We start from the raw sequence: 16,129 nt of genomic DNA, 5'->3' as shown, positions 1-16,129 counted from the left end.
CGCCGCCTTCTTCACCCTGTCCCGTCGCCGTGCTGACATCCGCGTGAGCGGAACACCGGTGTCGGTGTGACGACAGGCCGGGTCCGCCACTGATCAATTAGGTTGGAACCGGCAGCGGGCAGGTACGCGGCAGCACAGACAGGCAAGGAAGAAGGCGGAGGTTCCATGAACGCAGAGAGCCGTACCAGGCTCAACCAGACCCCCGAATGGACCGCGCTGGCCAAGCACCACGAGGAGCTCGGCGAGGTCGGTCTGCGCGAGCTGTTCGCCGCCGACCCCGGGCGCGGTACCGGCTACACGCTCCGGGTGGGTGATCTGTACATCGACTACTCCAAGCACCTCGTCACCGACGAGACGCTGCGGCTGCTGCGTGAGCTGGCCGCCGCCACCGACGTCTTCGGGCTGCGGGACGCCATGTTCCGCGGCGAGAAGATCAACACCACCGAGCACCGGGCCGTCCTGCACACCGCGCTGCGGGCGCCGCGGGACGCGGTGATCGAGGTCGACGGCGAGAACGTGGTGCCCGCCGTGCACGCCGTGCTGGACAAGATGGCCGACTTCGCCGAGCGGGTCCGCTCCGGCGCCTGGACCGGCCACACCGGCAAGCGCATCAGGAACGTGGTCAACATCGGCATCGGCGGCTCCGACCTCGGCCCGGCGATGGCGTACGAGGTGCTGCGCGCCTACACCGACCGTGATCTGACGGTCCGTTTCGTCTCCAACGTGGACGGGGCCGACCTGCACGAGGCCACCCGGGACCTCGACCCGGCGGAGACGCTGTTCATCGTCGCCTCCAAGACCTTCACCACCATCGAGACGGTCACCAACGCCACCTCCGCCCGCACCTGGCTGCTGGACGCGCTCGGTGACGAGGCGGCCGTCGCCAAGCACTTCGTGGCGCTGTCGACCAACGCGGAGAAGGTCGCCGAGTTCGGTATCGACACGGCCAACATGTTCGAGTTCTGGGACTGGGTCGGCGGCCGGTACTCCTACGACTCGGCGATCGGCCTGTCGCTGATGATCGCGATCGGCCCGGACCGGTTCCGGGAGATGCTCGACGGCTTCCGGCTCGTCGACGAGCACTTCCGCACCGCCCCCGCCGAGTCGAACGCACCGCTGCTGCTGGGCCTGCTGGGCGTCTGGTACGGCAACTTCCTGGGCGCCCAGTCGCACGCGGTGCTGCCCTACTCCCACTACCTGTCCAAGTTCACCGCCTACCTCCAGCAGCTGGACATGGAGTCCAACGGCAAGTACGTCGGCCGGGACGGGCGCGAGGTGGACTGGGAGACCGGGCCCGTCGTGTGGGGCACGCCGGGCACCAACGGGCAGCACGCCTACTACCAGCTGATCCACCAGGGCACCAAGCTCATCCCGGCGGACTTCATCGGCTTCGCCCGCCCGGTGGCCGAGCTGAGCGACGAGCTCACGGCGCAGCACGACCTGCTGATGGCCAACTTCTTCGCCCAGACCCAGGCGCTCGCCTTCGGCAAGACGCCGGACGAGGTGCGCGCGGAGGGCGTGCCGGAGGAGCTGGTGCCGCACAAGACCTTCAAGGGCAACCACCCGACGACCACCATTCTCGCGCGGGAGCTCACCCCTTCGGTCCTCGGGCAGCTCGTCGCGCTGTACGAGCACAAGGTGTTCGTCCAGGGCGCGATCTGGAACATCGACTCCTTCGACCAGTGGGGCGTCGAGCTGGGCAAGGTCCTCGCCAAGCGGGTCGAGCCCGCCCTGACCGAAGGTGCCGAGGTGCCCGGCCTGGACGCCTCCACCCAGGCCCTCGTCCGGACCTACCGGGAGCTGCGCGGCCGGCAGTGACGGCAGTGGGGGCGGGAACGGCCGGGGGAGCGGGCGGACGGCCCGTCCGCCTCCCCGTGCCACGGCGTGTCCCCTCACCGCGGCCTGCCGCTCCCGCCGCCCCGCGCCACGGCCAGCTCCACATGGGTGCGGAAATCGCGCGGCGGACGCCCGGTGAGGCGCTGGACGGTATCGGTGACGCGGTCCTCGGCGCCCTCGGCGATCGCCCGGTCCAGGCCGGCGAGCACAGTGGCGAACTCACGGGGCATGCTCTGCGCCAGGTGGTCGCGGAGCTGTTCGTACGTGATCTTCCGGTGGGTGACGTGCCGTCCGGTCACCTCGGTGAGCACGGCCGCGATGTCGTCGTAGCCCAGTGCCTGCGGGCCGGTGACGACCAGATCGGTGTCCGGGGCCCGGTCGGCCGTCAGGGCGTGCACGGCCACGGCCGCGATGTCGTCGGCGTCGACGAAGGCCACGCGGCCCTCGCCCGTCGCGGTCCGGATCGCGCCGTGCTCGCGGATGCCGCGGGCGTGCATGTGGTCGCCGGTGAAGTTCTGCATGAACCACGACGGCCGCAGCACCGCCCACTCGTCGAACAGGGCGGGCAGCGCCTGGTGCACCCGCCCCACGGCGGGTCCCCCGGCCGGGATCGCCGAGGAGCTCAGCAGGACGGCCCGGCGGACCCCCGCGGCGCGGGCCTGCTCCAGGAACGGCAGCATCACGGCGGCCGGGTCGGCGGCGGTCAGAGGCGGGACGAGGTAGACGCGGTCCGCGCCGCGCAGCGCCTCCTCGTGGGTGGCGGGGTCGTACCAGTCGAAGCGGACGGCCCCGGCGCCGCCGGCCGGGGCGGCGCGGCGGCTCGCGGCCCTGACCAGGTGCCCGCGCGCGGTGAGCCGGGCGGTGACGCGGCTGCCGGTCGTGCCGGTGGTGCCGATGACCAAAGTGGCGGCTGCGGAGCTCATCGGCCGCTCCCGGCGAATTCGGCCGCGCCGTCCTGCGGGAGGGCGAGCGGGTTCCAGTAGTCGCGGTAGCGGGTGATGCGGCCGCCGGAGACCGTCACCACGGCGATGTACGTCATCTCGTAGGGGTCGCCACTGCGCACCAGGCGTCCCACCGCGCGCATCTCGGCCACGATGGTCTCCGGGTCGCCGGTCTCGTGGATCGTCAGCTCGGGGAAGTCGTGCAGGTCGATGTGGTCGGGATAGACGCGCATGTAGCCGGCGACGGCGGCCTTGCCCGCCAGCCGCTTCGGCCACCCCTCGGGCGCGAAGGGGAACTCCAAGACGCCGTCGTCGTGCCAGAGCTCCACCCAGGCGGGGATGTCCTTGTCGAGCAGCAGGCGCAAGCCGTGGCGGTACACGTCGGCCGGCCGGGTGTCCGTGGGCATGGGGATTCCTCCAGCTCACTCCGATAGGATGCGGACCACTGGTCCGCTTCAACCGCAATGCGGATCGCTGGTCCGCTTCTCGTTAATCGGACCGCTGGTCCGCTTGGCCAATGATACGGACCACCGGTCCGCTTGCGCAAGAGGCGGACCCCTGGTCCGCTTATTTGCCGGAGGAGATCCCGTGCCGGAACGCAAGCCGCGCGCTGATGCCCTGCGCAACCGTGAGGCCGTGCTGGCCGCCGCCGACCGCCTCTTCGCCGCCTGCGACCGGCCGGAGGACGTCACCATGGCCGACATCGCGGCGGCCGCCGGCGTCGGCAAGGGCACCCTCTTCCGGGGCTTCGGGGACCGTACCGGCCTGATCCAGGCGCTCTACGCGGCCCGGCTCGACCCGGTCCGCCGGGCGATTACCGACGGCCCCCGCCCGCTGGGCCCCGGCACGCCCCCGGCCGAGCGGGTGCACGCCCTGCTGGACGCCGTCCTGTGCTTCAAACTCGACCACCGCCACCTGTCGCTCGCCCTGGAGGCCACGGGCTCCGACAGCCCGTACCAGGCGGAGCACTACGACTGGTGGCACACCACCCTCCGGGAGGTGCTGGAACAGCTCCCCGGCTTCCCCGACGGCGACTTCGCCGCGCACGCGCTGCTCGCGGCCGTCCGCGCCGACCTCGTCGACCATCTGGCCGGCCGGCGGCGGATGTCCCGCGAGAGCCTCCGGGCCGGTCTGGCCGCCTTCGTCACCCGGGTCCTGGGCGGCCCGGACGCGGCGCCCTGACCGGCGGAACGCCGAGGCGGCCGGAGCCCCCGTGCGGGGACTCCGGCCGCCTCCCGTGGCGCGCCCGCTCCGTCAGCCGGGCGCGGCCGTCACGCCGACGCCGGCGGATACATCGACCGCGGCAGCCGCGAGGCCGCCGCCGCGTCCAGCAGCCACAGCGTGCGGGCGCGGCCCCGCGCCCCCGCCGCCGGCGCCTGGATCTCGCCCGCGCCGGACAGGGCGATGGCCACGGCCTGCGCCTTGTCCTCGCCCGCGGCCAGCAGCCACACCTCGCGCGCCGCGCGGATCGCGGGGAGCGTGAGGGTGACGCGGGTGGGCGGGGGCTTGGGGGCGCCGTGCACGCCGACCACCGTGCGCTCGGTCTCACGGACCGCCGGCAGCTCGGGGAAGAGCGAGGCGACGTGCGTGTCCGGGCCGACGCCCAGCATCAGGACGTCGAAGGTCGGGACCGGCCCGTGGTTCTCCGGGCCGGCCGCCCCGGCCAGCTCCTCGGCGTACGCCTCGGCCGCGGCCTCCACGTCCGAGCCGTACGGACCGTCCGAGGCGGGCATGGCGTGCACCCGCTTCGGGTCCAGCGGCACGGCGTCCAGCAGGGCCTCGCGGGCCTGCGTGACGTTCCGGTCCGGGTCGCCCTCCGGCAGGAACCGCTCGTCGCCCCACCACAGGTCCAGGCGGCTCCAGTCGATCGCGTCCCGGGCGGGTGCCGCGGCCAGCGCGGCCAGCAGGCCGTTGCCGTTGCGTCCGCCGGTCAGCACCACGGACGCCGAGCCCCGGGAGGCCTGCGCGTCCACGATCCTGGTGATCAGCCGGGCCGCCGCGGCCTGCGCCATCAGCTCCTTGTCCCGGTGCACCACCAGCTGGGGAGTGCTCACTTGGCCGCCGCCTTCCTGGCCGGTGCCTTCTTGGCGGCCTTGGCCGTCGCCCGCTGCGCGGGCGCCTTCGCCGCCTCCTCCACGGGCTCCGGCACGGCGAGCGGCTCCTCGCTCGCCACCGGGTCCGGACCCGGGGCGTGCAGCCGCTCCACGCCGTAGCGCAGCGCCGCCGCGTAGGTGTCGTCCGGATCCAGCCGCCGCAGCTCCTCGGCGATCAGCTCGGCCGTCTCCCGGCGCTTGAGCGCCACCGCACGGTCGGGCTGGCCCTGGATGGACAGGTTGGCCAGCGAGCCGTCGGCCCGGTCCAGGACGATCGGGCCGCAGGTGGTCTCCATGCGGACCGCGGTCAGACCCGGCCCGTTGGACAGCGACCGCCGGACGGGGACGCCCAGCCGGTCCGCGAGCCACATCGCCAGCAGCTCGCAGCTCGGGTTGAACTCCTCGCCCTCCACCTCGACGGCCTTCACCTCGCAGGTGACCTGGTCCAGGGCCGCCGCCAGCATCGAGCGCCACGGCGTGATCCGGGTCCAGGCCAGGTCGGTGTCGCCCGGCGTGTAGGCACCGGCCCGGGAGGTCAGCTCCCGGATCGGGTCCTCGGCGGCGTAACTGTCGGTGACGCGGCGCTGGGCCAGCGACCCCAGCGGGTCGTTGGCCGGGTCGAGCGGCGCGTTGACCGGCCACCACACCACCACCGGCGCGTCCGGCAGCAGCAGCGGCAGGACCACCGACTGGGCGTGGTCGACGATCTCGCCGTACAGCCGCAGCACCACCGTCTCGCCGGTGCCCGCGTCCGCGCCCACCCGCACCTCGGCGTCCAGCCGGGACGTCGTACGGTCGCGGGGCGAGCGCGAGACGCGCTTGACGACCACCAGCGTGCGCGAGGGGTGCTCGCGCGAGGCGTCGTTGGCGGCCTTCAGCGCGTCGTAGGCGTTCTCCTCGTCGGTGACGATGACCAGCGTGAGGACCATGCCGACGGCGGGTGTGCCGATGGCCCGGCGGCCTTGCACCAGCGCCTTGTTGATCTTGCTGGCCGTGGTGTCCGTGAGGTCTATCTTCATGGCCGGCGCCAGCTCCGTCCGTCTCGCTGAAGCATCTGGTCCGCCTCGACGGGTCCCCACGTGCCGGCCGGGTACCGGGCGGGCGTGCCGTGGGCGTCCCAGTACTCCTCGATCGGGTCGAGGATCTTCCAGGACAGCTCGACCTCCTCCGTGCGCGGGAAGAGGTTGGCGTCACCGAGCAGCACGTCCAGGATCAGCCGCTCGTACGCCTCCGGGCTGGACTCGGTGAACGACTCGCCGTAGGCGAAGTCCATCGACACGTCCCGGATCTCCATCGACGTGCCCGGCACCTTGGAGCCGAACCGGACCGTGACGCCCTCGTCGGGCTGGACGCGGATGACGATCGCGTTGGAGCCCAGCTCCTCCGTGGCCGTCGTGTCGAAGGGGGAGTGCGGGGCGCGCTGGAAGACGACCGCGATCTCCGTCACCCGGCGGCCCAGCCGCTTGCCGGTGCGCAGGTAGAAGGGGACGCCCGCCCAGCGGCGGTTGTCGATGCCCAGCTTGATCGCGGCGTAGGTGTCGGTCTTCGACTTCGGGTCGATGCCCTCCTCGTCGAGGTAGCCGATGACCTTCGCGCCGCCCTGCCAGCCGGCCGTGTACTGGGCGCGCACGGTGTCGCGGCCCAGGTCCTTCGGCAGCTTCACCGCGCCCAGCACCTTGGTCTTCTCCGCGGCCAGCGCGTCGGCGTCGAAGGAGGCGGGCTCCTCCATCGCGGTGAGCGCGAGCAGCTGGAGCAGGTGGTTCTGGATGACGTCGCGGGCGGCGCCGATGCCGTCGTAGTAGCCGGCCCGGCCGCCGATGCCGATGTCCTCGGCCATCGTGATCTGCACGTGGTCGACGAAGGACCGGTTCCAGATCGGTTCGAACATCTGGTTGGCGAAGCGCAGCGCCAGAATGTTCTGGACGGTCTCCTTGCCCAGGTAGTGGTCGATGCGGAAGACCTGGTCCGGGGCGAAGACCTCGTGGACGATCGCGTTGAGCTCCTCGGCCGACCTCAGGTCGTGGCCGAACGGCTTCTCGATCACCGCGCGCCGCCAGGAGCCGCCGGTCTGGTCGGCCAGACCGTGCTTCTTCAGCTGCTGGATGACCACCGGGAAGGAGCTCGGCGGCACGGAGAGGTAGAAGGCGAAGTTGCCGCCCGTGCCCTGCGCCGCGTCCAGCTCCTGGATGGTGGCGCGCAGCCGCTCGAACGCCTCGTCGTCGTCGAAGGTGCCCTGGACGAAGCGCATCCCCTGGATGAGCTGCTGCCAGACCTCCTCCCGGAACGGCGTGCGCGAATGCTCCTTGACCGCGTCGTGCACGACCTGGGCGAAGTCCTCGTGCTCCCAGTCGCGGCGGGCGAAGCCGACCAGGGAGAAGCCCGGCGGCAGCAGACCCCGGTTGGCGAGGTCGTACACGGCGGGCATGAGCTTCTTCCGTGACAGATCGCCCGTGACCCCGAAAATGACCAGGCCCGACGGCCCCGCGATACGCGGGAGCCGTCGGTCGGCGGGGTCACGCAGCGGGTTGCCGCTTGACAACGTGTCAGCCCTCCGAGGGGGCGAGGCGCTTCAGCTCCGCCTCGGTCGACTTCAGCAGGTCGTTCCAGGACGCCTCGAACTTGTCGACGCCCTCGTCCTCCAGCAGCCGGACCACCTCGTTGTAGGAGATCCCGAGCTTCTCGACCGCGTCGAGGTCGGCGCGGGCCTGCTCGTAGGTGCCGGAGACGGTGTCCCCGGTGATCTCACCGTGGTCCTCGGTGGCCACCAGGGTGGCCTCGGGCATGGTGTTCACCGTGTTGGGCGCGACCAGCTCGGTGACGTACATGGTGTCGTCGTACGCCTTGTCCTTCACGCCCGTGGAGGCCCACAGCGGACGCTGCTTGTTGGCGCCGGCCTTCTCCAGGGCGTTCCAGCGGTCGGAGGAGAAGACCTCCTCGTACGCCTGGTAGGCCAGACGCGCGTTGGCGATGGCGGCCTTGCCGCGCAGCGCCTTGGCCTCGTCGGTGCCCAGCGCGTCGATCCGCTTGTCGATCTCGGTGTCCACGCGGGACACGAAGAAGGACGCCACGGAGTGGATCTGCGACAGGTCCAGGCCGCGCTCCTTGGCCTTCTCCAGGCCGGTCAGGAAGGCGTCCATGACCTTGCGGTAGCGCTCCAGCGAGAAGATCAGCGTGACGTTGACGCTGATGCCCAGGCCGATGACCTCGGCGATCGCCGGGATGCCCGCCTCGGTGGCGGGGATCTTGATGAGCGTGTTGGGCCGGTCCACCAGCCAGGCCAGCTGCTTGGCCTCGGCGACCGTGGCCTTGGTGTTGTGGGCCAGGCGCGGGTCGACCTCGATGGAGACCCGGCCGTCCTTGCCGCCGGTGGCGTCGAAGACCGGGCGCAGGATGTCGGCGGCGTCGCGGACGTCCGCCGTGGTGATCATGCGGATGGCCTCTTCGACGGTGACCTTGCGGGCGGCCAGGTCCGACAGCTGCCGGTCGTAGCCGTGGCCCTCGCTGATCGCCTTCTGGAAGATCGTCGGGTTGGTGGTGACGCCCACGACGTGCTGCTGGTCGATCAGCTCGGCCAGGTTGCCGGACGTGATCCGCTTGCGGGACAGGTCGTCCAGCCAGATCGCGACGCCTTCCTCGGAGAGGCGCTTGAGTGCGTCTGTCATGGAAAATGCATCTCCTACGTGTCGTATACGAGCGTCAGCGCTGGGCTGCGGCGATCGATTCCTTCGCCTTGGCGGCGACGTTCTCGGCGGTGAAGCCGTACTCCTGGAAGAGGACCTTGCCGTCGGCGGAGGCACCGAAGTGCTCCAGGGAAACGATGCGCCCGGCGTCCCCGACGTAACGGTGCCAGGTCAGCCCGATCCCCGCCTCCACGGCGACACGCGCCTTCACGGACGGGGGCAGGACGCTGTCCCGGTACCCCTGGTCCTGCTGCTCGAACCACTCCACGCACGGCATCGACACCACGCGCGTGGGCACGCCGTCGGCCTGGAGCCGCTCGCGGGCCTCCACGGCCACGTGCACCTCGGAACCGGTGGCGATCAGGACGACCTCCGGCTTGCCGCCCTCGGCCTCGAACAGCACGTAGCCGCCGCGGGCCGCGTCCTCGTTGGACTCGTACGTCGGCACGCCCTGGCGGGTGAGGGCCAGACCGTGCGGCTGGCCCTTGCCGAACTCCTTCGTCCAGCGCCTGAGCACCTCGCGCCAGGCGATGGCGGTCTCGTTGGCGTCGGCCGGGCGGACCACGTTCAGACCCGGGATGGCGCGCAGCGAGGCCAGGTGCTCGACCGGCTGGTGGGTGGGGCCGTCCTCGCCCAGGCCGATGGAGTCGTGCGTCCACACGTACGTCACCGGCAGGTGCATCAGCGCCGACAGGCGCACCGCGTTGCGCATGTAGTCGGAGAAGACCAGGAAGGTGCCGCCGTAGATGCGCGTGTTGCCGTGCAGCGCGATGCCGTTCATCTCCGCGGCCATCGCGTGCTCGCGGATGCCGAAGTGGACGGTGCGGCCGTAGGGGTCCGCCTCGGGCAGCGGGTTGCCCGCGGGCAGGAACGACGACGTCTTGTCGATCGTGGTGTTGTTCGAGCCGGCCAGGTCGGCGGAGCCGCCCCACAGCTCGGGGACGACCGCGCCGAGCGCCTGGAGGACCTTGCCGGAGGCGGCACGGGTGGCGACGGACTTGCCCGCCTCGAAGACCGGGATCTTCTCCTCCCAGCCGGTGGGCAGCTCGCCCTTGGCGACGCGGTCGTACTCGGCGGCGCGCTCGGGGTTGTTGTCCCGCCACTGCTGGAAGGACTTCTCCCACACGGCGCGGGCGGCCTCGCCCCGGTCCAGGGCCTTGCGGGTGTGCGCGATGACGTCGTCGGCGACCTCGAAGGTCTTCTCCGGGTCGAAGCCGAGGACCCGCTTGGTGGCCGCGACCTCGTCCTCGCCCAGTGCCGAGCCGTGCGCGGCCTCGGTGTTCTGGGCGTTGGGGGCGGGCCAGGCGATGATGGAGCGCATGGCGATGAAGGACGGCTTGTCCGTGACCTTCTTCGCCTCCTGGATCGCGTCGTAGATCGCGTGCGGGTCCAGGTCGCCGTCCGGCTTGGGCGAGACGCGCTGCACGTGCCAGCCGTAGGCCTCGTACCGCTTGACCGTGTCCTCGGAGACGGCCGTCTCGGTGTCGCCCTCGATCGAGATGTGGTTGTCGTCCCACAGCAGGATCAGGTTGCCCAGCTTCTGGTGGCCGGCGAGGGAGGACGCCTCGGCGGAGATGCCCTCCTGGAGGCAGCCGTCACCGGCGATGCAGTACACGAAGTGGTCGAACGGCGACTCGCCCTGCGGGGCGTCCGGGTCGAACAGGCCCCGCTCGTAGCGGGCGGCCATCGCCATGCCGACGGCGTTGGCGACACCCTGGCCCAGCGGGCCGGTGGTGGTCTCCACGCCCGTGGTGTGGCCGTACTCGGGGTGACCCGGCGTCTTCGAACCGTGGGTGCGGAACGCCTTCAGGTCATCCAGCTCCAGGCCGAAACCGGCCAGGTACAGCTGGGTGTACAGGGTCAGGGACGAGTGGCCGGCGGACAGCACGAAACGGTCCCGCCCGACCCAGTCCGCGTCCGCCGGGTCATGCCGCATCACCTTCTGGAAGAGGGTGTAGGCGGCGGGCGCCAGGCTCATCGCCGTACCGGGATGGCCGTTGCCGACCTTCTGTACGGCATCGGCGGCCAGGACGCGGGCGGTGTCCACGGCCCGCTGGTCCAGCTCGGTCCACTCGAGGTCTGTGGTGGTCGGCTTGGTGCTCACCCTGAGTCAGGGCTCCTCTCCACATGTCGGATGCCGGTGGACGTACGCGTCCCCCGGCTGCCGGCGTTCCGGACGTCGGCCGGCCGGTGTCGAGCCTACCCCCGTAAGAACGTGCGTTTTTCCGGGTGTTTCCAGACTGCCGGGACTCGGAGAACTCCGCCTCCCGACCGGGCTGAACCGTATTCGGCAAGTGAATGCGGAGCTGCTCATATGACCGCTCAATCGAGCCTTGCCGCGCCCGTCGGAAGGGTGCTCGTCCGAGCTTTCCCGCGCCCGTCCGGCGAGCGCGCGGCCCCGTCCTGCCGCGCGGTCCGGTGCGCGCTCCCGCGAGCCCTCCCGCGCTCGTCCGCCGGGCGCCCTCCCGGGCCTTCGCGTGCGCGTCCGCCGCTCGTCCGGTACTCGCCCGGGTATTCCCGCGCCCGTCCGCCGGATGCCCGCCCGAGCTTTCCGGCGCCCGTCCGACCGATGCCCGTCCGGGCTTTCCCACGCCCGTTCGGCGGGTGCCGGCCGATTTTCTTATCGTGCCGGTCCGGTGCGCGCTCGTCCGAGCATTTCCGTGCCCATCCGCCATCTTCCGGAACGAGTAATTCCGACCACCTGCCCGGCAGCGCCCGGGCGGGTGGCCGCCGGTCACGCCGGGCCGCGCCCGGCGGTCACTCCGCCGGCGGAGGGCCCGGCGTGTCCCGGGACGGAGGGGGGGCGCCGGCCCGGGAGCATGCCGCCCAACACGACCCACCCCCGCGAAGACCGGGGTATGGGCAACGTCTACAGTGGCGTGGTACGCGCGAGCCTTCACCGCCGCTTCACTCGGCAAGGCTCGCTGGGATGTCTCTGTCAGGGGTGTGCGTGACGGCCGTCGAATCCCGTCCAGTGGGTGGGGGCTCCTCCCATGCCATTGGGGCAATGGGGGAGCTCGGGGTCAGCCAGAAGCCGAGCCACCGGCCGTTCGGGGCCCGTGTCAAGGCGTTCGTGGCGCTGACCAAGCCGCGGATCATCGAGCTGCTGCTGATCACCACCGTTCCGGTGATGTTCCTCGCCGAGCAGGGCGTGCCGGATCTGAAGCTGGTGCTGCTCACCTGTATCGGCGGTTACCTCTCCGCGGGCGGCGCGAACGCGCTGAACATGTACATCGACCGTGACATCGACGCGCTGATGGAGCGCACCTCGCGGCGCCCGCTGGTCACCGGGATGGTCAGCCCGCGCGAGTGCCTGGCCTTCGGCATCGCCCTCGCGGTCGTCTCGACGCTGCTGTTCGGCCTCACGGTCAACTGGCTGTCGGCCTGGCTCTCGCTCGGCGCGCTCCTGTTCTACGTCGTCGTCTACACGATGATCCTCAAGCGGCGCACCTCGCAGAACATCGTCTGGGGCGGCATCGCGGGCTGCATGCCGGTGCTGATCGGCTGGTCCTCGGTGACGAACTCGATGTCCTGGGCGCCGGTCATCCTCTTCCTGGTGATGTTCTTCTGGACGCCGCCGCACTACTGGCCGCTGTCCATGAAGGTGAAGGACGACTACGCGCGCGTGGGCGTGCCCATGCTCCCGGTCATCGCCTCCAACAAGGTCGTCGCCCGGCAGATCGTCATCTACAGCTGGGTGATGGTCGTGGTGTCGCTGCTGCTCACGCCGCTGGGCTACACCGGCTGGTTCTACACGGCGGTCGCCCTGCTGGCCGGCGGCCTGTGGCTGTGGGAGGCGCACGCGCTGCAGAACCGGGCCAAGGCCGAGGTGACGGGCGGCAAGCTCAAGGAGATGCGCCTGTTCCACTGGTCCATCACCTACGTGTCGGTGCTGTTCCTGGCCATCGCGGTCGACCCCTTCCTCCGCTGACGCACGGGCGCCGACGCGGGCGCGGTGGACGCGCCGACGCGCCGGCTCCCGCGGACGCCGACGGGCGGGGCACGTGGTCAAAGCCACGCGCCCCGCCCGTCGCCGTTCGATCTACCCGTGGGTAGCATCCTGGCATGGCAGACACGCAGCAGGTTGACCCCAAGGCCGAGCGCACCGCGGCCCGGCTCGCCAAGCACATCACCGCGTTCTCCCGGGCCCACGGCGGGGCCGAGGGCCAGGTGGCCTACCTCGGCCAGCGCGGCGCGCGGATCGTGCTCGTCGGCGAGGACGGCGGCTGGGGCGATCTGGTCGCGCCGAGCCACGCGATCGCCGAGAAGGCGGTGGAGAAGGCCGGGATCACCGTCCACGAGACCTTCGACGGCGAGTTCGCGGGCAAGGTGCGCACCGGCCCCTACGAGTGGAGCCGGATGGCCGGCATCCAGGTCGGCGGCCCGGACAACGGCTGACCGCCGCCGCCCCGCCGCACGGGGCGGGGGAGAGCAGCAACACCTGACACCGGGTTCACCCGTTAGGCCCGTAGGGGGCCGTCCGAGGAAGCGGTCCGAGGACACGGTTCCGTCGCGGGGAGTCCGGATGATCGACACGCCGTCCCTCGTGGACCAGTACTGCCACGGCGTACTGGGAACCGAGCTGGGCCTCGGCACCTTCGAGGCCCGGTTGGCGCACACCGAGGGTCCGCCGGCGCCCGGCACCACCCTGTTCGACACCCAGACCGGGTTCGCGGTGCGCCGCTGGTGCCCGCCGCTGCTCGGCCTGGAGCCGCACTGCCCGCCCGCCCGTTATCTGGCCCGGCGCCGCGAGCTCGGTGTCCTGGAGGCGGGCCGCAGGCTGCTGCGCGGCAGCGGCATCACGACGTACCTGGTCGACACCTCACCGCCCGGCGACCTCACCGGCCCCGGCGAGATGGCCTCCGCCGGGGACGCGACGGCCCATGAGATCGTCCGCCTGGAACCGCTGGCCGAGCAGGTCGCCGACACCTCCGGGACGGTCGACTCCTTCCTCGCCAACCTCGCCGAGTCCGTGCACGCGGCCGCCGCGCACGCCGTGGCCTTCGCCTCCGTGGCGGGCGGACGGCACGGACTGGCGCTCGCGCCGGATCCACCGGGGCCGGGGGAGGTGCGCCGGGCCGCCGGGCGCTGGCTGGCCGGGCGGCGGACCGGCGGGGAGCTGAGCGACCCGGTGCTGCTGCGGCACCTGCTGTGGATCGCGGTCGCCTCCGGCCTGCCCCTCCAGCTCCACACGGGCCTCGGCACACCGGGCCCGCGCACCGACCGCACCGACCCGGCCCTGCTGACGGAGTTCGCGCGGGCCACGGCCGGCCTCGGCACCGATCTGGTCCTGCTGCACACCTACCCGTACCAGCGCCACGCCGCCCACCTCGCCGGCGTCTTCCCGCACGTCCACGTCGACGCGGGCGCCGCCCTGGCCCGCACCGGCGCCCGTGCGGCCGCCGTCCTCGCGGAGATCCTGGAACTGGCCCCCTTCGGCAAGATCCTCTTCTCCAGCGGCGCCCGGGCACTGCCGGAGCTGCACGTGGTGGGCGCGCGCCTGTTCCGCGAGGCCCTCGGGCGGGTGCTCGGCACCTGGGTGGCCGAGGGCGCCTGGTCCCCGGGGGACGCGGAGCGGGTGGCGGGGATGATCGCGGCCGGGAACGCCCACCGGGTGTACGGGCTGGGCTGAGACGGCCCGGACCGGCCGGACGCGGACCGGCGCCCAGCTCGCCGTCCGGGACCGGCGCGGCTTCCGACCGCGCCGGGAGCGGCCGGCGTCCGACGACGAGAGCGGCCGGCGCGCCGGGGCGGGCCCGGGCCGCCTACCTGGGCCCCGCCACCGCCACGCCGGCCGCCCCCTGTGCCCGGTCCGCCGGGCCCGGCGCGCCGGCCGTCGGCTCCGGCCGCTCACGCAGCGACAGCAGCACCAGCAGCACCGCGATCCACGTCACCGCCGACCCGAACATGTGCAGGCCGACCAGGACCTCCGGCAGGTCGGTGAAGTACTGGACGTAGCCGATGACGCCCTGGGCGAGCAGCACCAGGAACAGGTCGCGGGTGCGGCTCAGCGGGCCCCGCGGCGCGTCGACCGCCTTCAGCACGAACCACAGCGCGAACGCCAGGGTCACCACGATCCACGCCAGCACGGCGTGCAGCTTGGTGACCGTCTCCCAGTCGACCGGCATCCGCGGGACCTCGCTGGAGTCGCCCGCGTGCGGGCCCGCGCCGGTCACCACCGTGCCGACCAGGATGAGCACCGCCGAGGCGGCGACCAGCACCCACACCAGCTGCCGTACCGACTGGCCGACGAGCGGGCGCGGTGCCGCGTCCCCCTCCCGGGTGCGCTGCCACATCACCGTCGCGACGGCGATGAGCGCCGAGGTCGCCACGAAGTGGGCCGCGACGGTGTACGGGTTGAGGCCGACGAGCACCACGATGCCGCCGAGGACCGCGTTGCTCATCACGATCCAGAACTGCGCCCAGCCCAGCCGGGTCAGGCCGCGCCGGTACGGCTTCTGCGACCGCGCGGCGATGATCGCCCAGCCCACCGCGGCGCACAGCACGTACGTCAGCATGCGGTTGCCGAACTCGATGGCGCCGTGGAAGCCCATCTCGCTGGTGGCGGTGAGGGAGTCGTCGGTGCACTTGGGCCAGGTGGGGCAGCCCAGCCCCGAGCCGGTCAGCCGCACGGCGCCGCCGGTGACCACGATGATCACCGACATGACGAGCGCGGACAGGGCAGCCCGCTGGACGGTCCGGGGGGCGGGGGTCCAGCGCGCGGCGATGAAGGCGAGCGGGTTGCGCACGGCGGCTGCGGCGTCGGCACGGGTCACGTTTGGCACGCGCTCCATGGTAGGCGGGGGCTTGTGCACGCGTTCACGAGGGTCCCCCGCGGGAGGGGGCGGCGCTACTCCCAGCGGAAGAGCTTCCCCGCCGCCGCCAGCCCCGCGACCGACCATACGGCCAGGATCCCCAGGTCGCCCCACGGCATCCCGGCCCCGTGCCGGAGCACGTCCCGCAGCCCGTCGGACAGCGCGGAGATGGGCAGCAGGCCGAGCACGTCCCGCGCCGCGTCCGGGAACGTGTCGAGGGGGACGATCACCCCGCCGCCGACGAGCAGCAGCAGGAAGACCAGGTTGGCGGCGGCCAGCGTCGCCTCGGCCTTGAGGGTGCCCGCCATGAGCAGCCCCAGGCCCGAGAAGGCCGCCGTGCCCAGGAGCAGCAGCAGGACGACGACGAGGGGGTTGCCGTGCGGCGACCAGCCCAGCGCGAAGGCGATCACCGTGAGCAGCGCCACCTGGAGCACCTCGGTGACCAGCACGGACACCGTCTTCGCGGTCATCAGGCCCCAGCGCGGCAGCGGTGAGGCGGCCAGCCGCTTCAGGACCCCGTAGCGGCGCTCGAAGCCGGTCGCGATGGCCTGTCCGGTGAACGCCGTCGACATCACGGCGAGCGCCAGGACGCCGGGGGCCAGGAAGTCGACGGCCTCGCCCTCGCCGGTGTCCACGATGTCGACCGAGCTGAACAGGACGAGCAGCAGGGTGGGGATGACCACCGTCAGCAGCAGCTGCTCGCCGTTGCGCAGCAGCATTCTCGTCTCCAGCGCGGCCTGCGCCGCGATCATGCGGGCGACAGG

At 72.2% G+C, this 16,129-nt stretch carries 14 protein-coding genes; 5 read left to right on the top strand and 9 right to left on the bottom strand.

Annotated features, from left to right (window positions below):
- The first annotated feature begins 165 nt into the window (after positions 1-165).
- Positions 166-1,818 (top strand): glucose-6-phosphate isomerase, encoded by a 1,653-nt coding sequence (gene pgi, locus AB0L74_RS17235; protein ID WP_365652048.1) that lies wholly within the window; start codon positions 166-168, stop codon positions 1,816-1,818.
- A 74-nt stretch (positions 1,819-1,892) separates the two neighbouring features.
- On the opposite strand, the gene AB0L74_RS17230 is transcribed toward pgi, so the two are convergent.
- Positions 1,893-2,759: an NAD(P)H-binding protein gene (locus AB0L74_RS17230; protein ID WP_365652046.1), complete on the bottom strand. Its 867-nt coding sequence runs from the start codon at positions 2,757-2,759 to the stop codon at positions 1,893-1,895.
- The gene (locus AB0L74_RS17225; RefSeq protein ID WP_365652043.1) at positions 2,756-3,184 is read right to left on the bottom strand and encodes a nuclear transport factor 2 family protein; all 429 of its coding nucleotides are present in this window, start codon (positions 3,182-3,184) and stop codon (positions 2,756-2,758) included. The genes AB0L74_RS17230 and AB0L74_RS17225 overlap by 4 nt, the downstream gene beginning before the upstream one ends.
- Before the next feature lie 181 nt (positions 3,185-3,365).
- Between AB0L74_RS17225 and AB0L74_RS17220 the strand changes: the two genes are divergently transcribed.
- Positions 3,366-3,959, top strand: a complete 594-nt coding sequence (locus AB0L74_RS17220; RefSeq protein ID WP_365652040.1) for a TetR/AcrR family transcriptional regulator — start codon at positions 3,366-3,368, stop codon at positions 3,957-3,959.
- An 89-nt stretch (positions 3,960-4,048) separates the two neighbouring features.
- Here AB0L74_RS17220 and pgl read toward each other — a convergent pair whose 3' ends face one another.
- The 5 genes from pgl to tkt are packed head-to-tail and all read right to left on the bottom strand — an operon-like array spanning position 4,049 to position 10,654.
- Positions 4,049-4,831 (bottom strand): 6-phosphogluconolactonase, encoded by a 783-nt coding sequence (gene pgl, locus AB0L74_RS17215; protein ID WP_365652037.1) that lies wholly within the window; start codon positions 4,829-4,831, stop codon positions 4,049-4,051.
- A complete protein-coding gene (opcA, locus tag AB0L74_RS17210; RefSeq protein ID WP_365652034.1) occupies positions 4,828-5,889 on the bottom strand; it encodes a glucose-6-phosphate dehydrogenase assembly protein OpcA in 1,062 nt (353 codons plus the stop codon). Before opcA ends, pgl begins: the two co-directional genes overlap by 4 nt.
- Complete coding sequence (gene zwf, locus AB0L74_RS17205; RefSeq protein ID WP_365652031.1) at positions 5,886-7,409, bottom strand: glucose-6-phosphate dehydrogenase; 1,524 nt, start codon at positions 7,407-7,409, stop codon at positions 5,886-5,888. The genes opcA and zwf overlap by 4 nt, the downstream gene beginning before the upstream one ends.
- Before the next feature lie 4 nt (positions 7,410-7,413).
- On the bottom strand, positions 7,414-8,532 hold the full coding sequence (tal, locus tag AB0L74_RS17200; protein WP_365652028.1) for a transaldolase: 1,119 nt from the start codon (positions 8,530-8,532) through the stop codon (positions 7,414-7,416).
- 34 nt (positions 8,533-8,566) lie between these two features.
- On the bottom strand, positions 8,567-10,654 hold the full coding sequence (gene tkt / locus AB0L74_RS17195) for a transketolase (protein WP_365652025.1): 2,088 nt from the start codon (positions 10,652-10,654) through the stop codon (positions 8,567-8,569).
- Between the two features lie 903 nt (positions 10,655-11,557).
- Between tkt and AB0L74_RS17190 the strand changes: the two genes are divergently transcribed.
- The 3 genes from AB0L74_RS17190 to AB0L74_RS17180 all read left to right on the top strand — a co-directional run bounded on the left by AB0L74_RS17190 (position 11,558) and on the right by AB0L74_RS17180 (position 14,182).
- Positions 11,558-12,481 carry a heme o synthase gene (locus AB0L74_RS17190; RefSeq protein ID WP_365652022.1) on the top strand — a complete coding sequence of 308 codons (924 nt, stop codon included), beginning with the start codon at positions 11,558-11,560 and terminating at the stop codon, positions 12,479-12,481.
- Between the two features lie 134 nt (positions 12,482-12,615).
- Positions 12,616-12,948, top strand: a complete 333-nt coding sequence (locus AB0L74_RS17185; RefSeq protein ID WP_365652019.1) for a hypothetical protein — start codon at positions 12,616-12,618, stop codon at positions 12,946-12,948.
- Between the two features lie 127 nt (positions 12,949-13,075).
- Positions 13,076-14,182, top strand: a complete 1,107-nt coding sequence (locus AB0L74_RS17180; protein ID WP_365652016.1) for an amidohydrolase family protein — start codon at positions 13,076-13,078, stop codon at positions 14,180-14,182.
- A gap of 133 nt (positions 14,183-14,315) precedes the next feature.
- On the opposite strand, the gene AB0L74_RS17175 is transcribed toward AB0L74_RS17180, so the two are convergent.
- Positions 14,316-15,344, bottom strand: a complete 1,029-nt coding sequence (locus AB0L74_RS17175; protein WP_365652013.1) for a COX15/CtaA family protein — start codon at positions 15,342-15,344, stop codon at positions 14,316-14,318.
- A 56-nt stretch (positions 15,345-15,400) separates the two neighbouring features.
- Positions 15,401-16,117, bottom strand: coding sequence for an ABC transporter permease (locus AB0L74_RS17170; RefSeq protein ID WP_365652192.1), 717 nt, complete (start codon positions 16,115-16,117; stop codon positions 15,401-15,403).
- Positions 16,118-16,129: the final 12 nt, after the last annotated feature.

It is taken from the genome of Streptomyces sp. NPDC052020, from assembly GCF_040680575.1.
GTDB lineage: Bacteria > Actinomycetota > Actinomycetes > Streptomycetales > Streptomycetaceae > Streptomyces.
Note: the sequence above shows the minus strand (reverse complement) of the source record. Positions and strands in the feature narration are given on the sequence as shown.